At 56.7% G+C, this 15,148-nt stretch carries 18 protein-coding genes and 1 tRNA gene; 13 read left to right on the forward strand and 6 right to left on the reverse strand.

The genetic code is table 11. The annotated features are described in order from the left end of the window. Positions 1-50 precede the first annotated feature (50 nt). The 5 genes from AC2FJ5_RS17005 to AC2FJ5_RS17025 all read left to right on the forward strand — a co-directional run bounded on the left by AC2FJ5_RS17005 (position 51) and on the right by AC2FJ5_RS17025 (position 4,406). A complete protein-coding gene (locus AC2FJ5_RS17005; RefSeq protein ID WP_496691931.1) occupies positions 51-290 on the forward strand; it encodes a hypothetical protein in 240 nt (79 codons plus the stop codon). A 164-nt stretch (positions 291-454) separates the two neighbouring features. Then, positions 455-1,699 (forward strand): phage major capsid protein, encoded by a 1,245-nt coding sequence (locus tag AC2FJ5_RS17010; protein WP_496691930.1) that lies wholly within the window; start codon positions 455-457, stop codon positions 1,697-1,699. Between the two features lie 214 nt (positions 1,700-1,913). Next, positions 1,914-2,309, forward strand: a complete 396-nt coding sequence (locus tag AC2FJ5_RS17015; protein WP_496691929.1) for a hypothetical protein — start codon at positions 1,914-1,916, stop codon at positions 2,307-2,309. A 1-nt stretch (position 2,310) separates the two neighbouring features. Further along, positions 2,311-4,134 (forward strand): hypothetical protein, encoded by a 1,824-nt coding sequence (locus AC2FJ5_RS17020; protein ID WP_496691928.1) that lies wholly within the window; start codon positions 2,311-2,313, stop codon positions 4,132-4,134. Then, positions 4,131-4,406, forward strand: coding sequence for a hypothetical protein (locus tag AC2FJ5_RS17025; RefSeq protein ID WP_496691927.1), 276 nt, complete (start codon positions 4,131-4,133; stop codon positions 4,404-4,406). Before AC2FJ5_RS17020 ends, AC2FJ5_RS17025 begins: the two co-directional genes overlap by 4 nt. A 122-nt stretch (positions 4,407-4,528) precedes the next feature. Here AC2FJ5_RS17025 and AC2FJ5_RS17030 read toward each other — a convergent pair whose 3' ends face one another. Together AC2FJ5_RS17030 and AC2FJ5_RS17035 are read right to left on the reverse strand one after the other, a co-directional pair. Then, a complete protein-coding gene (locus tag AC2FJ5_RS17030; RefSeq protein ID WP_496691926.1) occupies positions 4,529-5,134 on the reverse strand; it encodes a hypothetical protein in 606 nt (201 codons plus the stop codon). Beyond that, a complete protein-coding gene (locus tag AC2FJ5_RS17035; protein WP_496691925.1) occupies positions 5,131-5,274 on the reverse strand; it encodes a hypothetical protein in 144 nt (47 codons plus the stop codon). The genes AC2FJ5_RS17030 and AC2FJ5_RS17035 overlap by 4 nt, the downstream gene beginning before the upstream one ends. A 159-nt stretch (positions 5,275-5,433) precedes the next feature. On the opposite strand from AC2FJ5_RS17035, the gene AC2FJ5_RS17040 reads away from it, so the two are divergent. Further along, the gene (locus AC2FJ5_RS17040; RefSeq protein ID WP_496691924.1) at positions 5,434-5,661 is read left to right on the forward strand and encodes a hypothetical protein; all 228 of its coding nucleotides are present in this window, start codon (positions 5,434-5,436) and stop codon (positions 5,659-5,661) included. Continuing rightward, on the forward strand, positions 5,658-5,984 hold the full coding sequence (locus AC2FJ5_RS17045) for a hypothetical protein (RefSeq protein WP_496691923.1): 327 nt from the start codon (positions 5,658-5,660) through the stop codon (positions 5,982-5,984). Before AC2FJ5_RS17040 ends, AC2FJ5_RS17045 begins: the two co-directional genes overlap by 4 nt. Before the next feature lie 86 nt (positions 5,985-6,070). On the opposite strand, the gene AC2FJ5_RS17050 is transcribed toward AC2FJ5_RS17045, so the two are convergent. The 4 genes from AC2FJ5_RS17050 to AC2FJ5_RS17065 form a co-directional block, all read right to left on the reverse strand. Further along, positions 6,071-6,147 (reverse strand) — tRNA-Arg (locus tag AC2FJ5_RS17050). A gap of 64 nt (positions 6,148-6,211) precedes the next feature. Then, positions 6,212-7,594, reverse strand: a complete 1,383-nt coding sequence (locus AC2FJ5_RS17055) for an ATP-binding protein (protein WP_496708986.1) — start codon at positions 7,592-7,594, stop codon at positions 6,212-6,214. An 18-nt stretch (positions 7,595-7,612) separates the two neighbouring features. Next, entirely contained in the window at positions 7,613-9,031 is a 1,419-nt protein-coding gene (locus tag AC2FJ5_RS17060) for a dihydrolipoyl dehydrogenase family protein (RefSeq protein ID WP_496794118.1), read from the reverse strand. 2 nt (positions 9,032-9,033) lie between these two features. Continuing rightward, positions 9,034-9,765 (reverse strand): TVP38/TMEM64 family protein, encoded by a 732-nt coding sequence (locus AC2FJ5_RS17065; RefSeq protein WP_271952047.1) that lies wholly within the window; start codon positions 9,763-9,765, stop codon positions 9,034-9,036. A gap of 296 nt (positions 9,766-10,061) precedes the next feature. Here AC2FJ5_RS17065 and rpmH point away from each other — a divergent pair, with 296 nt between their 5' ends. From rpmH to AC2FJ5_RS17095, 6 genes are all read left to right on the forward strand, one after another. Then, positions 10,062-10,196: a 50S ribosomal protein L34 gene (gene rpmH, locus AC2FJ5_RS17070; RefSeq protein ID WP_005632162.1), complete on the forward strand. Its 135-nt coding sequence runs from the start codon at positions 10,062-10,064 to the stop codon at positions 10,194-10,196. 25 nt (positions 10,197-10,221) lie between these two features. Beyond that, complete coding sequence (gene rnpA / locus AC2FJ5_RS17075; RefSeq protein ID WP_496699220.1) at positions 10,222-10,647, forward strand: ribonuclease P protein component; 426 nt, start codon at positions 10,222-10,224, stop codon at positions 10,645-10,647. After that, a complete protein-coding gene (gene yidD, locus AC2FJ5_RS17080) occupies positions 10,644-10,880 on the forward strand; it encodes a membrane protein insertion efficiency factor YidD (RefSeq protein ID WP_496694398.1) in 237 nt (78 codons plus the stop codon). The genes rnpA and yidD overlap by 4 nt, the downstream gene beginning before the upstream one ends. Positions 10,881-10,946: 66 nt before the next feature. Then, on the forward strand, positions 10,947-12,554 hold the full coding sequence (locus tag AC2FJ5_RS17085) for an acyl-CoA dehydrogenase family protein (RefSeq protein ID WP_496794119.1): 1,608 nt from the start codon (positions 10,947-10,949) through the stop codon (positions 12,552-12,554). 44 nt (positions 12,555-12,598) lie between these two features. After that, positions 12,599-13,492: a tRNA 2-thiocytidine(32) synthetase TtcA gene (ttcA, locus tag AC2FJ5_RS17090; protein ID WP_142639727.1), complete on the forward strand. Its 894-nt coding sequence runs from the start codon at positions 12,599-12,601 to the stop codon at positions 13,490-13,492. Between the two features lie 73 nt (positions 13,493-13,565). Then, positions 13,566-15,110: a putative bifunctional diguanylate cyclase/phosphodiesterase gene (locus tag AC2FJ5_RS17095; protein WP_496794120.1), complete on the forward strand. Its 1,545-nt coding sequence runs from the start codon at positions 13,566-13,568 to the stop codon at positions 15,108-15,110. The last annotated feature ends 38 nt before the right edge of the window (positions 15,111-15,148 follow it).

Here is a 15,148-nt window from a genome sequence, read left to right on the forward strand (position 1 = left end):
CTCAACCTGCAACAATCAATCCAACTTTCAGTAGCAAAGGAAATCGAGCAATGACGACCGAGAACGAGCAGCAATTCCAAGTCGAGGCCGAGCGTTCGATGGCGACGCTGGAACAGGCCATTTCGACAATGGAGCAGTTCGGCGGAAACATTCACATGTTCAGCTACGCCATGTTGAGAGCAAGCCTTCACCTCTTTGCCGAGGTGCGCGGATTCCCTGAACTGGAAAAGGCGATTCAGCACCTGTTGCGAGAAGAACAAAAACGCCACCAACCCTGTGGGCGGGCTTGAACGTGGCATTTGTTCATGATACGTTCACCATACGCGATTGCGGCGATGCTGAAAGAACGCTCGCCAGGTTAGCCGATCGGCAACCAAACCTTCCGTCAAGGCTGAAGAGGTAGCGACCCGAAACCGGGCGTTGCTTCTTTACGCCCAAATGGAAGGAAAAAGATATGTCCCTTGAGGAATTGAGAGCTGCGCACCGGGCAAAGGTCAAGGAGGCCCGCGCCTTGTCCAATAAAATCACCGACAAGACAACGAACAGCGAGGCGCGTAAGATCGAACGCGAATTTGACGTTCTGTTGGCCGAGGCCGATGAGCTGCGTGAACAGATCGAGGAAGCCAAAGAGTTACGGGCCGAAGATGGCGATGACCGTCGCCCCCGTGGTGTTAATCATACGGTTTCCGGCGACAGCACAAACAACGACGCGCGCGATGCAGACTTTGACTTGAAACCCGAAGAGCGCATGACGGCCTGGGCACAAGCCAAGGATCCGGAAAAGCACAACCTAACCCTTGGGCAATATCTGGGGGCAATGGTTCGTGGCGCCAAGACTGAAACCGAAAAGCGCGCTTTGGCAGAGGGCACCGACAGCGCAGGCGGCTATACCGTACCGACCATGCTGTCGGCACAGTTGATTGACTTGCTTCGGGCGAACTCGGTCGCTGTAGCCGCAGGCGCGCGCACAGTTCCTCTTGGTAGCGACAATAACAACATCGCTAAACTGGCAAGCGACCCGGTCCCGGCGTGGCGGGTTGAAAACGCGGTGATTGCCGAGTCAGAACCGACATTCACCAACGTGCAACTGGTTCCCAAATCCTTGGCGGTCATGACCAAGATCTCTCGGGAACTGCTACAAGACACTCTGAACATCGACACTGAGTTGCCGCGCATTTTGTCCATCGCCCTGGCAAAGGAACTTGACCGTGTGGCCCTGATGGGCAGCGGCACAGCACCGGAGCCGGAAGGTGTAGCCAACATGTCGGGCATCGGTACCACGGCACACGGCGCGGCCCTATCCAATTACGCGCCGTTTGTGTCGGCTCGAACCGGCATTCTCAGCGCCAACGCCGGCCCTGTCTCAGCAATCATCATGCACCCGCGTGATGAAGGGACCTTGAACGGTCTGACTGATACCACAGGGCAGCCGCTGATGGCACCTAAGGCGGTGTCGGATATCCGCATGCTGACAACGACTGCAATCCCCACAGATGGCGGTGCGGGTTCTGATGAGTCAACCATCTTCTTGGGTAACTTCGCTCACCTGATGATCGGCATGCGCTCAGATATCCGCGTGGAAGTCCTGAAAGAACGCTTCGCCGACTATCACCAATATGGCCTGATTGCGCACATGCGGGCGGATATCGCGGCACAGCATGAGGCAGCGTTCCACACTATCACAGGTGTTCAGGGCTAATGAGTTGGGCGCGCTCGAGGTTGTTTTGATTTCATCCCTCAAAGCGCCCCCGTCAGTCGTGAGTGGGAAAACCGCGACAGGGCACGGCGACCATCTATCGCGCGGTGCCCGAACTACCCGGGGGGTGTGCAAATCTTTAGAGCCGTCAATCTAGAAACCGGCGGCTCAGTCTTCTTCACACATCCCCAATTCAGAAATTCAACGAGGCAAGCAGATGGCACGCAACAGAACACCCTTGTCGAAAGCAAAGCTGACCGGCGCGGACAAAAAGCATCCGGATCGGTTCAAAAAGCGGAGTGAACCCGATGGTGGCGGTCCGCTAGGCAATCCACCTGATTACTTTGATCCACTCCAGATCAGAATCTGGGAAGTATTCAGGGTAGAACTGCCTTGGCTCGCTCGGTCGGACAGAGCAATGGTTGAACTCGCTTGTGTGACGCGTGCGCAGATACAAGCTGCGGGTGACAGTGTTACCGCTTCACTGATACGCGAACATCGTCAGCAGCTATCAAGCCTTGGTGGAACCCCGGTGACCCGCTCCAATGTGACACCGACACCGGCTGATCCAGATGCGGATTGTCCGTTTGCACAATTCATGGAGGACATCTGAAATGGCACAAGAACTGAACGACGCGCTTGTTGTTCGCATCGAGGCCAGCCTACGGAAGTTTGAGCGCCAGATGGAGGCGGGGCGCAAGGCCGCCGTATCTGGTGCTCAAGGTGCCGAGGATGCGTGGAAGCGCAGCGGAAAGAACATCGCTGCCAATGCAAACCGCGCGGCAACTGGTTTACAGCGTCTTACCAACATTTCCGGGCGTGGCCGATTTGTACTGCAAAACACAGCCAACCAGATCGGGGATATCGCAGTCCAGATGGGCAGCGGCACAAGTGCAAGTCGAGCCCTTGGCCAGCAGTTGCCGCAGTTGTTCGGTGGATTTGGCGCGCTTGGCGGTGCACTGGGTCTAGTTGGTCCATTGCTTGGAACTGTCGCGGCATTGGGGCTGCCTGTCGCAGCGGCATTTCTTGCTATGGGCAAAGAGGGGCGAGACCTTTCTGACATTGTGACCGACATGGACAAGGCGCTTGGCGATATGGAAGCCACCGCAAAAATCGGCATGATGACGATGGACGAGCTGCGGCAGACCTATGGCGAAAACGCCGCTGCGGTTCGTGAGGTCTACCTTGCGTTGGTGCAAGTCAATCAGCAGCGCGCCATGAACTCTGTACAAGAGGCGGTCATGGCTGCGGGCGATGAATTGGCCGAACTGGAAACCGACTTGCGCAGCTTTGCAGATGCACGGCGAGAGTTTTTGCGGGCGCAGGACGATCTATCAGATGGTTTCTCTGACCTACTGCCCTCAGAACTTGCGGCGCTTGAAGCGGAGATGAATGAAACCTTCAACCGGCTTCATGAAGAATTCGGGCTGACCGCCGCACAGGTCTACCGGATCACCGATGCCTTGGACGCAATGCGCAATGCCAAAGGCCCAGAGGAAGCGGCAGAGGCTGTACGACAGATTTCTCTTGCCCTTTCATCTGCTGTGGAAGAAGGCGCACGGCTGGACAGTGCTTTCGTCAATATCGCCCAATCTGCTGCCCATGCTTTCGCGACCATGTCGCGGGCCTTGAAGGTCTCACAAGACGCCTCTGCAGAGCTGGCTAATGTAACGACTGCTGCCACGACTATGCTGCCAGGCGTTTTCGGGCCTGATGGTGGAATTGAATTGCCGCCGGTCCGTGAGTCGAAACCCAAGAAAGCAACACGATCATCTGCCCGCCTTCCTGATGGTCTAAACGAGGCGCAGGCGCTTTTCCAAAACACTCGTACAGAGGCAGAGAAATACGCCGCCGAGGTGCAGCGCATCAACGATCTGCATAAGCAGTTCCCCGAGATCGTAACCGAGGAGGTGCGCGATCGGGCATTGGGCGCACTTCAGGACGGTGTAAGCGGGATCAGCGCAGCAGCCCAAACGCTTGAGCAATCATTCGCAAACACCTTTGCCTCAATCATCACGGGCGCTTCCAGCGTTGAGGACGCGCTAGCCGGTCTTCTACAGCAACTTGCTAGTGTGCTTCTGCAGTCTGCTATCTCGGGTCTTTTGGGCGGTGAGGGCGGCCTGTTGACGGGCCTGCTAGGCATTCCTGCCCACGCTGCTGGTACAACCTATTCCAAAGGCGGTCTCGCGATGGTGGGCGAACAAGGCCCGGAACTCGTAAATCTGCCACGTGGATCACAAGTTATGAATGCCGCAAGAACGGACCGTATGCTGTCGGGCGGTGGTGGAACGGTAAACAACTGGTCCATTGACGCCAGAGGCGCGCAAGCCGGTGTTGGCGATGAGATCCGCCGCGCTTTGGAGGAATACGGTCCAACCGTAGATAAGCGCGCCGTGGCATCCGTTGCTCTGGCGCGCAGGCGAGGGATTCCAGTATGACTCCCTTTCACGAGCGCATTGTTGAGGAGTGCATGGAATCTTTGGTTCACGTTCGAGAGGATGTTGCCGAATACCTTGAGCTTGATCTGTCAAAGGTAACAACGATGGGTGAGGCGATTGAGAAGTGCAAAGAGGCTGCGGCCTGTGCTGAACAAATCGCAATTATGGCCCGAGACTTTCAGGTTGGCGCGGTAACGCTACATGAAGCGGAAAGCCTGGAACGATACTTTCAGGACGCAGCAGACCTCTTGATACTTTCCGCACCTGGATAGGTTTGGTTGCGCCTGCGGCTTCAAGTGCCCGCTAAAGCAACCCCATTAGTCGGCGAGTGGGTAAACCCCGACAAGGCGCGGCCCCCTTTTATCCTTTGACGAAAAGTCCGGTTGGGGGTGACTTACGGTGTTGGTTTAACAGCCCTTGTATCAGTCACTAAGGTTGCTAGATCGGGGATACTTAGAGCTCCCTGAACCAACAAAAGTGCTACTGTTGTCGCCCCAACAATCGCTGCGGTAGTGAACAAAAATAATACCCATCTCGGAAACAAACGTTGCGGGCCCATTTCGATTTGCTTCCCAAGCCCATCCGCAGATCTGACGCTTATAACGCTAGGTAAGTCTGAAAAAGTGTCAATCATGGACAGTGTGAAAAACTCTCGACCCGCCAAGTTTGGGAACCTTAAGGTGTAACGCCCGTCAGGCAGGTTGCCGACTTCGTAGTGACGCGGCCCCCAAATTTCCAAGTGCTGAGGCTTCCAGTTCAAGACAATTTCCATGTCATTCACCGCTGCACGGCCAAGATTTTGAAACCAAATTTGTTGAGTTTTAACAGGAAAGCTTCCATCGTTATCGAGCCGAGGCATTTGATAGTAGTGTGCATGTGAAAGACCCCAAACGAGTTTTCCCTTTGCGGTAAGAAATCGCTGAACCAACACGCCAACGACAAGTAGTATTACCGCTCGAACAAAGTTCGATTCTATGATGGTGTCGATGGCTTCAATCATTTCTTCAACCTCACCCCGGCACCGCCGCCATTCTCAGCTATGAATTCCACACCGGCCGCTTCGAGGGCAGCACGGATTGCCTGAACCGCCTTGTCTGCAGGGTATGGGCTTCCTGATCCCTCTGCCCGCTTTACAGTCATGCTGGACACCCCTGCCGCGTTTGCAATTTGTGTTTGCGATAACCCTAAGAGTGCTCGTGCTGCTCTGATCTGATCCGCTGTCGCCATTTTTCTCTTGTTCTAATTAGAACACAGTCCTATGTTCTTTTTAGAACATTATCACATTTGGAGAGCATAGCAATGACCAATGAACGCGCTAGCGCGAAAACAGAAGATTTGTTCACATACCTTGATGACTGCCAGCGCATAGCAACCGACCTGTCTAGTCTGATCGAGACTGCCTCTGTGCTGGACAACGAAGGAGTCCATGCTGGGGGTGTGACAACCATTTTGAAAGTTATGGCTGAAATGGCTGATACCCTGGAGAACAGACTGGACAGCGTGAACCTACGCAAGGTGACATCATGACTCCCAATCGCAAGGAGGAATTCACTGAACTAGTCAAAGAGCTTGATGGCGAGAATTTCGCAACATTCGGGCTAATGATTTGCGCTTTGCGCCGCGACGATAAAATCCTAAGCGCCGGTCTTGATAACTATGGCCGTACCCCCAGAAGCGACAACAACGAATCCTGTATTGTCGACTTTGGCCTAATTAGCCGGATAAAGACCATCTGCGATGAGTTCGAAACTTCGCTTTGGGGACGTGCATTGATCCATTGCGTTATGCGCGGGGATCAGCAAAAGGCAGATGCACTGCAAAATCTTATGCGTCGCCGTGTTGCTTGTTAAGGGCGTTTTCTTTGGTTGGTACTTTGGCAGGTATGCGACGCACCTGCAATTTTCTCACAACAACTTCAATATGTTGGGAGGCCAAGTGGCGGACCGAGGAGGATTCGAACCCCCGACCCCTTGATTCGTAGTCAAGTACTCTATCCAGCTGAGCTATCGGTCCGCGTTGGTGAGGCGCTATGTAGACCCGGTATTCGGGACGTGCAAGTTGATTCTGTAAAAATAATTCAAAAAGCCCCATCGCCCCGCGGGAGGCGAATTTCAAAGGTGGTACCTGTTGACCCTGTCTCGGTCAGAACAAGGTCACCCCCATGGCCCCGCAACAGTTCCTGTGAGATCGCCAAGCCCAGACCCGACCCGCCTTTGCGGACGCCACCCTGAAAGGGTGTGAACAGATTTTCACGCGCTTTGGCCGGCAGGCCCGGCCCTGTGTCGCTGATCTGAATACACCAGTTGGCGTCCTGCTCTTGCCCGGACAGGGTGATCCGACCGGGCTTTCCTGATGCAACCAGCGCCTGACGAGCATTTCGAACGAGGTTCATCATGACACGGAAAATCTGTTCAGGATCAGCTCGTACGACCAACTCTTCCGGCACATCATTGATGATCTCGACACAGGCATCGGCAACGGCAAGTTTCTCGCTAGCAACCACATCCTCGGCCACAATGCGGAGCGGAATCAAAGTAAGCGACGGTGCAGGTTCTTCAGCGCGGCCAAATGCCAATGTGCTTTCGCACAGGGTTACCGCTCGGGTGATCGAGTTCACCAGCTTAGGGGCCATGCGACGCACCAACGGGTCTTCGCTGGATTCGATCCGGTCGGTAAACAGCTGGGCCGAGGTCAGAATGTTGCGCAGATCGTGGCTTACCTTGGCCACAGCCCCGCCCAGCTGCGCCAGACGCTCGCGCTGTTTCAGGGCCTGGGTCAGTTCGGTTTGCAACTGTTTCAGCGCCTCTTCGGCCTCGCGCAGCTCGGTCACTTTGGAATCCGGTGAGATGATTCCACGGGCATCTTCGGGGGCGCTGGCATAGCGCTGCATATATCCGACAACGCTTTTGATGGGCTTTACCAGAACCACCCGAACCGCAAGAAACAGGAAAAAAGCCGTGATGATCGAAATCACAAATGACAGGCCCAGAATGCGTAACCCATAATCCGTCATCGCCATACGCAAAGGCATGCTGTCAGTCGTCACCTCAATCAGCAGACCTGCGCCTTTCACAGGCTCGCCAATTACCCGGATGACTTCATTTTCCGGCGTGAACAACCGCACGACAGCATCCCGGATCAAAACCCATGGTCGCGCGTCACGCAGGTCATAGGTCTTGCTGATCTGCCCTGGAATAGGAGAGGACAGCATCAACTGGCGCATCTCGTCTCGCCGCAGAACCACGTTATAGACGCCCGCATTGGCCAGCAGTTCAGCCTCAAGGTCCTCGGCCAGCATATCATCGGCCAACAAAGCGAGCGATGCGATCTGAGCGCGCTCCAGCCGGTTCAGCAGGAAATCTTCGCGGAATCGCGCAATCGAAGGGACAAAAATCAGAACCTCGGCCAACATCACGAAGACCGTCGTCAGGATCAGAAATCGGCCTGACAGCGAGTTCACATTGCTCTCCCTTCCAGGTCAGGGCATCCAGCGCTGGACGAACCTGACTACGCGTTTAACCGTTTGATTCTCAAACAGCCTTGGAGAGAAATAAGCGCCCGCCACCCGTTTGTTAAGCTCTCCAATCGTCGGATAGGGCGAAACCATGGCGGCAACCTGCCCCATCTTCAGATTATTGGCCAGCGCCAGCGACCACAAGTTGATCAGCTCACCCGCCTGATGGCCAACAATTGTGGCACCCACAGGTCGGCCTTTGACGACCATGACCTTGATGAAACCATTCGTTTTACGCTCGGAAATGGCGCGGTCGTTGTGGTGATAGTCAAACCGCGCAATTTCCATCTTATCGCCATGCTCGGCGCGCGCCTGCACCTCGGTCAGGCCAACCTGCGCCAGCTCGGGGTCGGTGTAGGTCGCCCAGGGGATATGTGCGGTTTTCGCCTTGGAGGGCAGCCCAAACAGCGCCGAACGAATGATAATCCCCGCGTGATAGCCCGCCACATGAGTGAATTGCAGCCCACCCGCGACATCTCCGATCGCATAGACCCTGCGGTTCGTGGTGCGCAGGGTGTCGTCGACCTTGATGCCGGTTCGGATGGGCTCGATCCCGGCAGCGGCAAGGTTGAGGCGGTCGGTATTGGCCTTTCGCCCCGCAGCCAACAGCAGATGCGTGCCCGAGAAGATCTCGCCGTTCTCGGTCACCACTTCAACCGCGCCATCGGAGCCGCGAATCTGTGCCACCATCGCCTGTTCATGGATCGCAACGCCCTCGGCGCGCAAACTGTCCAGCACGACCTCTGCCGCCTCGGGGTCATCCTTGCCCAGCGCCTTTTGCCCTTCGATGACTGTGACCTTGCAACCGAGCCGAATATGCGCCTGCGCCATCTCCATACCGATGGGGCCGCCGCCGATGATCAGCAGATGATCGGGCTTGTCGCGCAAGTCGAAGACGGTCTCGTTGGTATAATACGGCACCTTGTCCAAACCGGGTATCGGCGGGACCAAGGGGGATGAACCTGTTGCAATCACAACCCGCCGCGCGGTGATCAGGTGATCCCCCGCCTGAACCTGTGTCGGAGAGACAAAGCTGCCATATTCCCGGATCACCTTGACACCAAAGCTTTCGAACCGCTCTTGGCTGTCCATCGGCTCGATCTGCGCAATCACATCATGCACGTGATCTTTGGCGGCGGCGTAATCCACCTGTGGCACCACATCCGCCACACCCAGCGCCGAGGCATGCGCCTGCCAATAGGCGGCCTTGCCGCTGGCAATCAGTGCCTTGGACGGGACGCAGCCGAAATTCAGACAATCCCCGCCCATCTTGTGACCTTCCAGCAGGATCACATCCGCACCCATCTGGCTCGCCCCCGCGGCGACCGACAGCCCACCTGACCCGGCCCCGATCACCAGGATATCGGATTTCAGTTCTTGCATGATCAGCTGTCCTTTTGGCCGCGCAGCGTTTTGATCAGAATGGGCAGAGCCGCCAGCACACACAAGCCGATGATGGGGCCGATGACAAACGGCTCCCACAGCAGTGAGACATCCGGCGTTTCACCTCGGTCAAATACACCGCCCAGTCCGACGCCGATCCAAGTATAAACGATGCCACCGGGAATGATGCCCAGCGCCGTGGTGAACAGAAAGTTGCGGAACTTCACCCCCACCAGCGCCGGCACCAGATTGGCCACAAAGAACGGAACCACCGGGACAAGGCGCAGCAGGAACAGGACCGAGATCTCATTCTCGCGCAGGCCGTCCTTCAGCTTTTTGATCGTGCCTTCCGAGGCCTCAAGACGCGCCGTCAAGGACGCCCCCAACCCCCAGCGCGCCGCCAGAAAGATCACCGAGGCGCCGATGGTTGCTGCAAAAATGTTGAAGACCGTGCCTGCGAAAAGGCCAAACAGGAACCCTCCGGTCATCGATGCCACCGCAGCGCCGGGCAGCGAGAACGCAACGATGGCAATGTAAATCGCTATGAACGCACCTGCCATTGCCCAGTAATTGGCATCACGCCAACCCAAAAGGGCCTCTCGGTTGTCGCGCAGGGTTTCAAAAGTCAGGTATTCACCCAGTGTAAAGTAACCCACAGCGGCTACGGCAAGAATCACCAGCAAAGGAATATGTCGCGCAAGCCCGCTGCGCGGGGCCTGAGTTGTATCGCTCATAATGGTGTCCGGTTTTGTGCGTCTCATTCCGGCCTCAACATGCGACGTCACGCGCCCGGGCAACAGGGGCCTCACGCTGCCTTGATCTTTTCGACAGTGAATGTGAGGGTTTTGTGCCTAAAATCCGTATTTTTGAAATCTTTTAACGCGCGGGATTATAGAATTGTTGCAAAAGGCTGCAAAACCCCCACCAAGGGGTTTGACTTACCCCCCGCTTGGCAGTAGAGGACGGGCTTCGAACACCACGGGCAGGCGAATCCGCGCTGCACCCGACCGAATAGATTGGAGACGGAGCGATGAAACGCACCTATCAGCCTTCGAACCTGGTTCGCAAACGCCGCCACGGTTTCCGCGCGCGCATGGCCACCAAGGCCGGCCGCAAGATCCTGAACTCGCGCCGCGCACGTGGCCGCAAGTCGCTGAGCGCATAAACCGCTCACCGATCAGGTTATGAACATGACGCCGCCGGAGGCCCCTGAGGATGGTAAGAACCAACCTGGGGATACGCCCCCGGCGGCGTCCGTTTGCGCATCCGAAACTTTGACCATTCTCAGGAAACGATCCGAATTCCTGAACGCTGCGCGTGCGCGTCGGCAGGGCACATCATCAATGATGGTGCAGGCGCGCAAACGCGCCGAGGGCGAGGCGGACGGGATTCGCGTCGGCTTCACCTGTTCCAAAAAGGTCGGCAATGCCGTGGCTCGCAACCGGGCCAAGCGACGCCTGCGCGAAGCTGCGCGCGCGGTACTGCCTGAGAAGGGGCAGGACGGCTGGGATTACGTGCTGATCGGTCGCGCCGATGTCACAGACGGACGCCCCTATGCGGCGCTGCTGGATGATTTGCGCTATGCTCTGCGTAAAGTGCATGCTGCGCGAAAATGACATTGCTCTCGCATATCCTTGCCTTACCCATTCGGGCGTACCGGTTGCTGTTCAGCCCTTGGGTCGGGTTCAACTGCCGCTATCAGCCTACATGCTCGGCCTATGCGTTGGAGGCACTGGAAAAACACGGTGCCATCAAAGGCACATGGCTGGCCGCGCGACGGATCGGACGCTGCCACCCTTTGGGTGGTGACGGGTATGATCCGGTTCCGGACCGTGAAGATCACTCCTGACCCGTCGTCGGACTTGACCGGAGCGCACCTTCGCTGAACAGTTGTGCTGTTCAATTCGAGGGCCAGATGACATCTGACGCGCGCCATTCCCTATCCACGCATGACGTTCTGAACCAGCCGCCTGTGCGAGCAGATTTAGACCTTTGGGCCTCTGACCCAGTACTGCAAAATGTGGCAGGCGCGCGAAGCTCTATTCTTCGCAACTATGGTGCAGACCTTGGGCGTGCTGCAGTGAGAGACATGGCGCGCGAGGCCAATTTCCACTCCCCAGAACTTGTTCTGTTTGACCAAGGTGGACGCCGCCTGGATGAAGTGCGTTTCACTCATTCATACCATCACCTGATGCAACTCAGTCAATCATCCGGATACGCAGCCGTTGCCTGGTCTGACCTACCGAATGGTCACGCAACCCACGCCGCCATGGTCTACCTTGCCAGTCAGGTCGAACCCGGACATTGCTGCCCGCTGACCATGACTTACGCCGCCGTTCCAGCACTTGCGGCGAATGAAGAGATTGCCTCGATCTGGGTTCCCAGATTGACAGAATGGAACCACGATTCCTCTATCGCTCCTATCGCCTCCAAAAAAAGCGCCACGCTGGGTATGGCGATGACTGAGAAACAGGGCGGCTCGGACATTCGCGCCAATACCACGACGGCCACACGCGACGGAGATCACTGGCGGTTGCGCGGGCATAAATGGTTCTGCTCGGCCCCGATGTCCGACGGTTTCCTGACACTTGCCCAGACCCCCGGCGGTCTGACCTGTTTCCTTGTGCCCCGCTGGCTGGACGACGAACGCAACGCAATCCACCTGATGCGGCTGAAGAACAAGCTGGGCAATCGGTCCAACGCCTCGGCCGAGATTGAATACCATGATGCGCTGGCCTATCAGCTTGGCGATGAGGGCGCGGGTGTGCGCACAATCCTGGAGATGGTGCATCACACACGGCTCGACACTGCAATGGCCCCGGCAGGTCTGATGCGGGCGGCCCTCAGCGAAGCGCATTACTGGGTCAGCCATCGCAGCGCCTTTCAGCGCCGGTTGATTGACCAACCCCTGATGCGCATCGTTCTGGCCGATCTCGTGCTGGACTGGGAGGGGGCGCTGACACTGGGAATGCGTGTGGCGCAGGCTTTTGACGGTCATACACCCGAGGATAAAGCCTTTTCCCGCATCGCTGTTGCACTCGCCAAATTCCTCAACAACAAACGCTGTCCAGCCGTCGTGGTCGAAGCCATGGAGGTGTTGGGCGGCATGGGCTATGTCGAGGACACCCCCCTGCCCCTGCTCTACCGTGAAGCCCCTTTGAACGGCATCTGGGAAGGTTCGGGCAATGTGATCTGTCTGGATATCCTGCGCACCCTGGCGCGCGACCCCTTGGCCGCCCAGGTCCTGCAGGCCGAGCTTGAGGCGGCAACCGGAGTGAACCGCCACTATGATGCGGCGCTGAGGGACCACCGCGCCCGCTGGACCAATATCCCACCCGAAGCCGAGGCGCGCTGGTTTGCGGAGCGCACTGCCTTGCTGCTGACGGCCTCTCAACTGATACGCCAAGCGCCCGAGCCGGTCGCTGATGGATTTGTGGCGTCTCGGCTGACATGTAACAATGGCCGCATCCCCGGTTCGGTGTCCGGGCTGGACACTGGTGCCCTGCTTGCGCGGTTGGGCTGACCCGCACACTTGCCCGGATACGCCATCTGCTGTAGGGGCAGCGCATGTTTGACGAAGCTGACGATATCCATCCGCTGTTTGCCGGCGCGCCTTCGACCACCGAATTCAAGAAGCTGCGCAAACGCATCGTGCGCCACACCCGCGAAGCCATCGAACACTATGGCATGGTGGACCCGTCCGCGCATGAGAAAGACGGCAAACCACCCCGTTGGTTGGTCTGCCTGTCAGGCGGTAAGGACAGCTATACCTTGCTAGCGGTTCTGTACGAGCTGAAATGGCGCGGCCTACTACCGGTCGATCTGCTGGCTTGCAATCTGGATCAGGGCCAACCGGGTTTTCCCGCTACCGTCCTACCCGAGTTTCTGGAACGCATGGGTGTACCGCACCGCATCGAATATCAGGACACTTACTCGGTCGTCATGGACAAGGTTCCCCAAGGCCGCACCTTTTGCGCGCTATGTTCGCGCCTGCGCCGGGGCAACCTGTACCGCATCGCGCGGGAAGAGGGCTGCTCGGCCGTGGTGCTGGGTCATCACCGTGACGACATCCTTGAGACGTTTTTCATGAACCTGTTCCACGGCGGCCGTCTAGCAACGATGCCGCCAAAGCTGGTGAACGAAGAAGGCGACCTGTTCGTCTTTCGCCCCCTTGCCCATGTCGCCGAGGCGGATTGCGAGAAATTTGCCAATGCGATGAACTACCCGATCATTCCTTGTGACCTGTGCGGCAGCCAGGACGGGTTACAACGCCAACAGGTCAAACAGATTCTCGATCAGTGGGAAAAAAACAGCCCCGGACGGCGGCAAGTGATGTTCCGCGCCTTAACCAATGCGCGCCCTTCGCACCTTTTGGACCCGAAATTGTTTGATTTTGTTAATCTTTCCATCAATTCGAGCGAAAAAACTGAAAAAACGGATGATATTCCACAGCTGCGTTAACGAGTGACTCAGACTGATTTTCTACGGTTTGACCTGAGCGCAAGATGCTCAGGGTAAAGGCGAAGACGAACCGATGAGGAAATCTGTTTCCGTTGATCAATTTCTCGATACTCTCACCACGTATCTGAGTGGCCCGCCGGTGCTGGCCTTTGCTCCCGCCATTTCGCTTGCGGCTTTCTGGATCGGTGGAGAACGTGCGCTTGTCGTTGTGGCACTAAGCCTTCCGTTGCTGATCGTCGCCTTCGCCTCAGTCAGACGCACGCAAACTGCACGCATCTCTCCACTGCACCATCACGGAAGACTCGCGCCAACGGATAAGTTTGCCGCCGAACTTGAAAACTTCTTTGACCGTACCGATCACAATAACATGGGATCGGCTTGTATGATCATAGCCTTAGACGGGTTCACAGAATTTGTTGACCTGCACGGAAATGCGGCCGCGACCCATCTGTCCAGCCAATTTTGTGACCGCATCTTCTCGGTCATTCGAACCGGCGATATTGCAACACGATTAGACGAGTGCAAAATAGCCATCGGCCTGCGCCCGTCACAGCATCTCGATCTCGAAGCCTGTATTCAAATGTCGGGCCGCATCCAATCCGCCGTTGAAGAGCCGATCACCCTAAACAGCACCACTGCCTATGTCTCGTGTTCAATCGGTTTTTGCCTGCAATCCGCAGTTCGCGGATCCGGGTTTGAAAATTGGATTGACGCCGCATCTGCTGCGCTATGCGAAGCTCAGCGTAATGGGCCCTCAACGATCCGCGCCTTTTCAAACGAAACCCGCCGTAGATCCAATATCAGGGCCAACCTTCGCAAAGAGTTCGAGGCTGCGCTGGACAACGGACAAATCCGCCCCTGGTTTCAGCCTCAGGTTTCCACAGATACAGGGCGGGTTACGGGGTTTGAAGCCCTGGCCCGCTGGGAGCACCCGCAAAAAGGCATCTTGAACCCACAGATATTTCTGCCTTTTGCCGAACAGGCCGAGCTGATGGAGAGGCTTGGCCAGACGATGCGGCATCATGCATTCTCCGCGATGTGCGACTGGGGCCGGAACGGGATTCACGTCCCACGAATCGGAATCAACTTTTCTTCGGACGAGCTACGAGACCCCGCTCTGCTGGACCGATTGAAATGGGAAATGGACCAAAACGACCTGACGCCCGACCGACTGGCTGTCGAAATTCTGGAAACCGTGTTTTCGCGACGTCCGGACGATGTGATTACCCGCAACGTGACCAGCCTTGCAGCACTTGGCTGTTGTATCGATCTGGATGATTTTGGCACTGGACATGCCTCGATCGCCTCGATCAAACGGTTTGATGTGACGCGGATCAAGATAGACCGAACTTTTGTGGCCAAGGCGGACAGTGATGCATCGCAACAACAATTGGTCAGTGCAATTCTGACTATGGCCGAAAGGTTGAATGTGGAAACACTCGCCGAGGGTGTTGAAACCACCGGTGAGCACGCGTTGATGGCACAGCTAGGTTGTGACCACGTTCAAGGCTTTGGCATTGGCAAGCCCATGCCGTTCGAAAAGACCATGGATTGGATCTCGGCCCATCAGAACAAAGTCAAAGGCATTCCCAAGATTGGACGGCAAGCGGGTTCTTGATCGCAGGTTTTCACCACAAAAGCCCAATCTGGAACCAT

This window comes from Ruegeria sp. CDSA221, from assembly GCF_059611825.1.

Coding starts and splice junctions, on each gene's coding strand:
- ttcA (WP_142639727.1), top strand. CDS start 12,599: ATGTTTGACGAAGCTGACGATATCCATCCGCTGTTTGCCGGCGCGCCT.
- AC2FJ5_RS17005 (WP_496691931.1), top strand. CDS start 51: ATGACGACCGAGAACGAGCAGCAATTCCAAGTCGAGGCCGAGCGTTCG.
- AC2FJ5_RS17035 (WP_496691925.1), bottom strand. CDS start 5,274: ATGACTGTAAAGCGGGCAGAGGGATCAGGAAGCCCATACCCTGCAGAC.
- AC2FJ5_RS17025 (WP_496691927.1), top strand. CDS start 4,131: ATGACTCCCTTTCACGAGCGCATTGTTGAGGAGTGCATGGAATCTTTG.
- AC2FJ5_RS17045 (WP_496691923.1), top strand. CDS start 5,658: ATGACTCCCAATCGCAAGGAGGAATTCACTGAACTAGTCAAAGAGCTT.
- AC2FJ5_RS17030 (WP_496691926.1), bottom strand. CDS start 5,134: ATGATTGAAGCCATCGACACCATCATAGAATCGAACTTTGTTCGAGCG.
- AC2FJ5_RS17095 (WP_496794120.1), top strand. CDS start 13,566: ATGAGGAAATCTGTTTCCGTTGATCAATTTCTCGATACTCTCACCACG.
- AC2FJ5_RS17065 (WP_271952047.1), bottom strand. CDS start 9,765: ATGAGCGATACAACTCAGGCCCCGCGCAGCGGGCTTGCGCGACATATT.
- AC2FJ5_RS17085 (WP_496794119.1), top strand. CDS start 10,947: ATGACATCTGACGCGCGCCATTCCCTATCCACGCATGACGTTCTGAAC.
- AC2FJ5_RS17040 (WP_496691924.1), top strand. CDS start 5,434: ATGACCAATGAACGCGCTAGCGCGAAAACAGAAGATTTGTTCACATAC.
- AC2FJ5_RS17020 (WP_496691928.1), top strand. CDS start 2,311: ATGGCACAAGAACTGAACGACGCGCTTGTTGTTCGCATCGAGGCCAGC.
- yidD (WP_496694398.1), top strand. CDS start 10,644: ATGACATTGCTCTCGCATATCCTTGCCTTACCCATTCGGGCGTACCGG.
- rnpA (WP_496699220.1), top strand. CDS start 10,222: ATGACGCCGCCGGAGGCCCCTGAGGATGGTAAGAACCAACCTGGGGAT.
- rpmH (WP_005632162.1), top strand. CDS start 10,062: ATGAAACGCACCTATCAGCCTTCGAACCTGGTTCGCAAACGCCGCCAC.
- AC2FJ5_RS17060 (WP_496794118.1), bottom strand. CDS start 9,031: ATGCAAGAACTGAAATCCGATATCCTGGTGATCGGGGCCGGGTCAGGT.
- AC2FJ5_RS17010 (WP_496691930.1), top strand. CDS start 455: ATGTCCCTTGAGGAATTGAGAGCTGCGCACCGGGCAAAGGTCAAGGAG.
- AC2FJ5_RS17015 (WP_496691929.1), top strand. CDS start 1,914: ATGGCACGCAACAGAACACCCTTGTCGAAAGCAAAGCTGACCGGCGCG.